The sequence below is a fragment of the Halanaerobium sp. genome (genome assembly GCF_003070835.1).
On record NZ_QBLR01000244.1, the window covers coordinates 1 to 5,283 of the forward strand.

Below are 5,283 nucleotides of genomic sequence, written 5' to 3' on the forward strand. Positions count from 1 at the left end.
TTTCATATAGAATTTTACCCTCCGTTGAGAGATGAAAACAAAATTAAATGGTATGCTTCTTCTGAAATGGGAGCGTGGGCAGCAGCCAATACAATGGCTGTTGAAGATACGGCTCCAGTTTTAAAAAAGGCTATAGATAGCTATAGGGAAAAAGAAGGGATATAATGAATATTGTTGATTCATACAGAAGGTATTTTGATGAGCCTAGTCAAAAAGTCCAATTATATTTCGCACCTGGTAGGGTCAATTTAATTGGTGAGCATATAGATTATAATGGAGGAAATGTTTTTCCAGCAGCACTTTCAATTGGGATAACGGCTGCAGTTGGAAAAAGAAATGATGATCTTATAGTTATCAAATCTGAATCATTTGAGAATGAAGTTGTAATAGATCCCAAAGAAAAAATAGAGTTCGATCAAAAATATGGTTGGGGAAATTATGCAAGGGGAATGTATAAATTCATTGAAAACCCAAAAAAATCTTTAAATATATACTTGAAATCGAATCTACCAGATGGAGCAGGATTATCCTCATCAGCTTCGTTAGAAATGATAATTGGCTATATAATTTCTTCAGAAAGAAAAAATAATGATGATTTTAAAAAAAGGTTGTCTTTGTTGGGGAAAAAAGTTGAAAATGAATTTATTGGTGTCCAATCCGGCATAATGGATCAATTTTCAATAGTATTTGGGAAAAAAGATCATGGGATTTTGTTAGATACTCACAGTTTAAACTATGAATATGTTCCAGTATTTTTGAAAAATTATAAATTGGTAATAATAAATACTAACAAAAAGAGAGAATTATCTGGTTCATCTTATAATGAAAGAAAATATCAGTGTGAAAAAGCTTTTGAACTGATAAACTCAAAAAAAGATATAAATAACTTGTGTGAAGCAAGTATTGATGATTTGAAATATATAAAAGATCCCATCATTAGAAAAAGGGCAAAACATGTGATAACAGAGGAAAAAAGAGTTTTAGAATCTATAGAAGTTCTTAAAAAGGGCGATTTGAAAAAATTTGGAGAACTTTTAAACCAGTCGCATAAATCACTGAAAGAAGATTTTGAAGTTACAGGCATAGAACTTGATACAATAGTTAATTCTTCCCAAAAACAAGAAAGTTGTATTGGAGCAAGAATGACAGGGGCAGGTTTTGGTGGCTGTGCTATAGCTTTGGTAAAAGAAGATGAAATAGAAAATTTTGAAAGAAATATATCTAAAGAATATTTTGAAAAAATAGGATATAAACCGTCATTCTATATAAGTAATATTAATGATGGAGTTAAAAAATTAGGGGGGGATATTGATGGATAGACCAAAATTGCCTTTGTCAAAACAAATAGCATTTTCTATAGGCCAATTAGGTTGGGCTATTTTAATGGGACTAATTAATTCTTATTTAGTTTATTTTTATTCACCACCAGAAAGTGCAGAAATACCTTATTTTATTCCTCAAGGGAATATATTTGGAATTTTTACAATTATTGGATTAATAACCATTGCAGGAAGAGCGCTAGATGCTATAACAGATCCGTGGATTGCTACTTTATCAGATAGACATAAATCTCCAAAAGGTAGAAGAATTCCATTTTTAAAAATTGCAGTTATACCTTTTTCTGTTTTAACTGTACTGATATTCTGGCCACCAGTAGATTATATTAGTGGGTTTAATGTAGTTTGGCTAACTATCACATTATTGACTTTTTATATATTCTACACAATGTATGTTACTCCTTATTTTGCACTCATACCAGAATTGGGGAAAACTGCAAATGAAAGATTAAATTTATCTACATATATATCAGTTACGTTTTTTCTTGGAACTGCAGTAGCTTCTCAAGCAGCAATGATATGGAATAAATTAGCTGAAATGGGAATAGATAAGGTTTTAGCTATTAGATATACTTTTATTGGATTAGCTGGACTTTCTTTTTTATTTTTGATGTTTCCTATATGGTTTATAGATGAAAGAAAATATTCGGAATCAAAACCATCAGAAATAAATATGATGGAAGCTTTAAAATCAGCCTTTTCAAAAAAAGAATTTAGAGTTTTTGCTATTTCTGATCTTTCATATTTTTTAGCTCTGACCATTCTACAAACAGGTTTGATTTATTACATAACAGTTTTACTTGAGTTACCTGAAAGTTTATATTCAACAATATTTATTTTATTAGGAGTGTTGTCTTTCTTATTCTATCCATTTGTAAATTTAACTGCAAGAAAGATAGGTAAAAAGAAATTGATGATTATAGCTTTTAGTTTTTTCACAATCATGTACTTACTTGTATTCACATTAGGAATGGATATATGGTTTATACCTAATACTATTCAAATATATGTTTTAATAGCTTTAGCAGCATTTCCAATGGCAGTTTTTGGGATACTACCAAATGCAATTTTATCAGATATAGCTGAACATGATGCTGTCACTACAGGTAATAAAAAAGAAGCTATTTTTTATGGTGTAAGAACTCTTATGTCTAAAATAGGTCAAATGCTATCCATGTTTATATTTTCTTCTTTATTGTTATTTGGAAAAGATATTGGAGATTCATTAGGCATTAGGTTAACAGGGCCTGTAGCAGCCGCTTTCAGTTTATTAGGTTTAATATTTTTTTTAATGTACGATGAAAAGAAAATGCTTAGTGTTAATAAGAAAGATTAAAAATATATTCATTTTTGTAATTTATTATTCATAGTGAACGTTAACGTTAATAATTGAGAATAATTATGGCTAGATAGACTTATCTGAATTTGTAAATAGTTATTTAATATTGTAAGATTTTATTAAGAAATTCAATTTCACACACAGGGGGTGTAACAATGAAAAAGTTAACGTTAACTTTAACGATATTAACTTTGGTACTTTTTGTTTTTTCAGCAAGAACTTTGGTTATAAACTCATACATGTCAGATCCAGCACCTAAAGAAGTATTTTCTAAATTAGTTGCAGATTTTGAAGAAATGTATCCAGAAATTGATGTAACTGTTAATACTTTTGCACATGAAGATTTTAAAACACTATTAAGAACTTGGTTAGGTTCTAACAATGCACCTGATGTTGTTACTTGGTTTGCAGGAGAAAGAATGAGATATTTTGCAGAAAAAGGATTTTTGGAACCATTAGATGATATTTTTCCTAATGGTTTTGAAGAGGAATTCCCAGAAGCGTTTAGAACTGCATCGGCTTATCAAGACAACATTTATTTTATTCCTCAAAGCTGGTACTGGTGGGGAGTTTATTATAACAAAGCTGTATTCAAAGATTTAGGTTTAGAAATTCCAAAAACATGGAATGAATTTATGGCAGTAAATGAAACTTTAAAAGAAAACGGTAAAATCCCTATGGCTATTGGAACAAAATTTTTATGGACAGCCGGTGGATGGTTTGACTATTTAAATATGAGAATTAATGGCATCGAATTCCACACGGAATTTACAGCAGGTAAAGTTCCATTTACAGATCCAAGAGTTAAAAAAGTTTTTGAATACTGGAAAGAAATGGTAGATAAAGGATACTTTATTAATAATCACTCTGCATACAGCTGGCAAGAAGCTGCAAATAGACTTTTTACTGGAGAAGCTGGAATGTACCTAATGGGTCAATTTATAAAAGATGTTGCACCAGAAAATGTAAAAGACGATATAGATTTCTTTAGATTCCCAATAATAGACTCAAATGTAGGGGTTTATGAAGATACTCCAATTGATGGATTTATGGTACCAAAAAATGCTAAAAATATTGAAGATGCAAAATTGTTTATGAAATACATAGCTGGGAAAGAATCTCAACAGTATTTTGCTGATGAATTAGGTAGATTAGCTGCCAATAAAAAAGTTACTCCGCCAGATGCCCACGCACAAGCTGGTATGGATATGATTCTTGAATCAGATGGAGTTATGCAATTCTTTGATAGAGACATGGATCCAGAAATGGCAAATAATGCAATGAATGGATTTGTTGAATTCATGATGTTCCCAAACAGAATCGATGCAATTTTGGAAAACTTGGAAAATATAAGACAAAGAATTTATAATTAATAATTGCCAGGGGGATTAATCTCCCCCTATATTTTTAAGATTTAATGAGGTGATTTTATGCTCACTAAAAAGAGATGGTGGGTTCCATGGGCATTTTTAGCTTTACCACTTATAATGTATATAATTTGGGTATTAGTTCCAATAGGAAGAACTTTTATCTATAGCTTTTCAAGTTGGGACGGTTTGAGTAAAAATATAGATTTTATTGGTTTAGATAATTTTAGAATGTTGTTTGGAGACAGAATATTCATAACGGCTTTAATGAACAATATTAAATGGTTTATATTATTTATTATCATACCTGTACCAGTAGGACTTGGTTTTGCAATGCTTTTGGATATGAAACTACCTGGCAGTAAACTATTCAAAACATTAGTTTATTTACCAATGACATTATCATTTGTAGTAATTGGGACTATGTGGTCGTGGATATATGAACCACAATACGGAGCTTTGAACTCATTTCTTGATGCGATAGGGCTAGACTTTTTAATTACACCATGGCTTTCAGACCCTCAGGTTGTTACTTTTTCCCTTATATTTGCAGCTATTTGGAGGCAAATTCCATATGTGATGGTTTTGTTTTTAGCAGGATTGAAAAATGTTAGCAAAGACCAAGTTGAAGCTGCCTATGTCGATGGTGCCAATGCTTGGCAGAGGTTTTGGAATATAATTTTGCCGGCCTTAAGGCCTTCTATGATAGTTGCAGTAACTGTAAGTATTATAGATTCTTTAAGAGCCTTTGATATTGTATTTGTTATGACAAAAGGAGGCCCTTTCCATAGTTCAACCGTTTTAGCAAATTTTATGTATATAGAAGCTTTTAACAATTACAGGATGGGGTATGGATCTGCAATAGCTGTTATACAATTTGCAATAACATTTGGGTTTATTATATTGTATTTACTAAATGTAATGAAAAACGAGGAGTGAGAAAATGAAAAATAGAAAATTATCAATTAGAATGATGTTTTACATATTATCGCTTTTAATAGTGATAGTTTGGCTTATCCCGTTTTTCATAACTACTTTTACATCTTTAAAATCGATGGATGAGATAATGGCTTCGACTTCATGGTGGAAACCACCTCAACAATTGGTATGGGAAAATTTTGCCAACTCTTGGGAACAGGGAAATATGAAAACTTATTTTAGGAATACATTCATAATTACAGTTCCTTCTGTATGTCATTGAAAATACCACTTCAGGAATTGAACCGATGTTTGCCCTCAC

At 31.0% G+C, this 5,283-nt stretch carries 4 protein-coding genes and 1 pseudogene; all 5 read left to right on the top strand.

Annotation, left to right across the window (positions count from 1 at the left end):
• Positions 1 to 165: pseudogene (locus CI949_RS21010) on the top strand (galactose-1-phosphate uridylyltransferase); the annotation flags it as partial.
• Positions 165 to 1,319 (top strand): galactokinase, encoded by a 1,155-nt coding sequence (locus CI949_RS16435; RefSeq protein WP_290768272.1) that lies wholly within the window; start codon positions 165 to 167, stop codon positions 1,317 to 1,319. The pseudogene CI949_RS21010 and the gene CI949_RS16435, both read left to right, overlap by 1 nt.
• Positions 1,312 to 2,673: an MFS transporter gene (locus CI949_RS16440; protein WP_091403618.1), complete on the top strand. Its 1,362-nt coding sequence runs from the start codon at positions 1,312 to 1,314 to the stop codon at positions 2,671 to 2,673. Before CI949_RS16435 ends, CI949_RS16440 begins: the two co-directional genes overlap by 8 nt.
• A gap of 158 nt (positions 2,674 to 2,831) precedes the next feature.
• On the top strand, positions 2,832 to 4,049 hold the full coding sequence (locus CI949_RS16445; RefSeq protein WP_091403616.1) for an ABC transporter substrate-binding protein: 1,218 nt from the start codon (positions 2,832 to 2,834) through the stop codon (positions 4,047 to 4,049).
• Between the two features lie 57 nt (positions 4,050 to 4,106).
• The gene (locus CI949_RS16450; protein WP_091403615.1) at positions 4,107 to 4,982 is read left to right on the top strand and encodes a carbohydrate ABC transporter permease; all 876 of its coding nucleotides are present in this window, start codon (positions 4,107 to 4,109) and stop codon (positions 4,980 to 4,982) included.
• Positions 4,983 to 5,283: the final 301 nt, after the last annotated feature.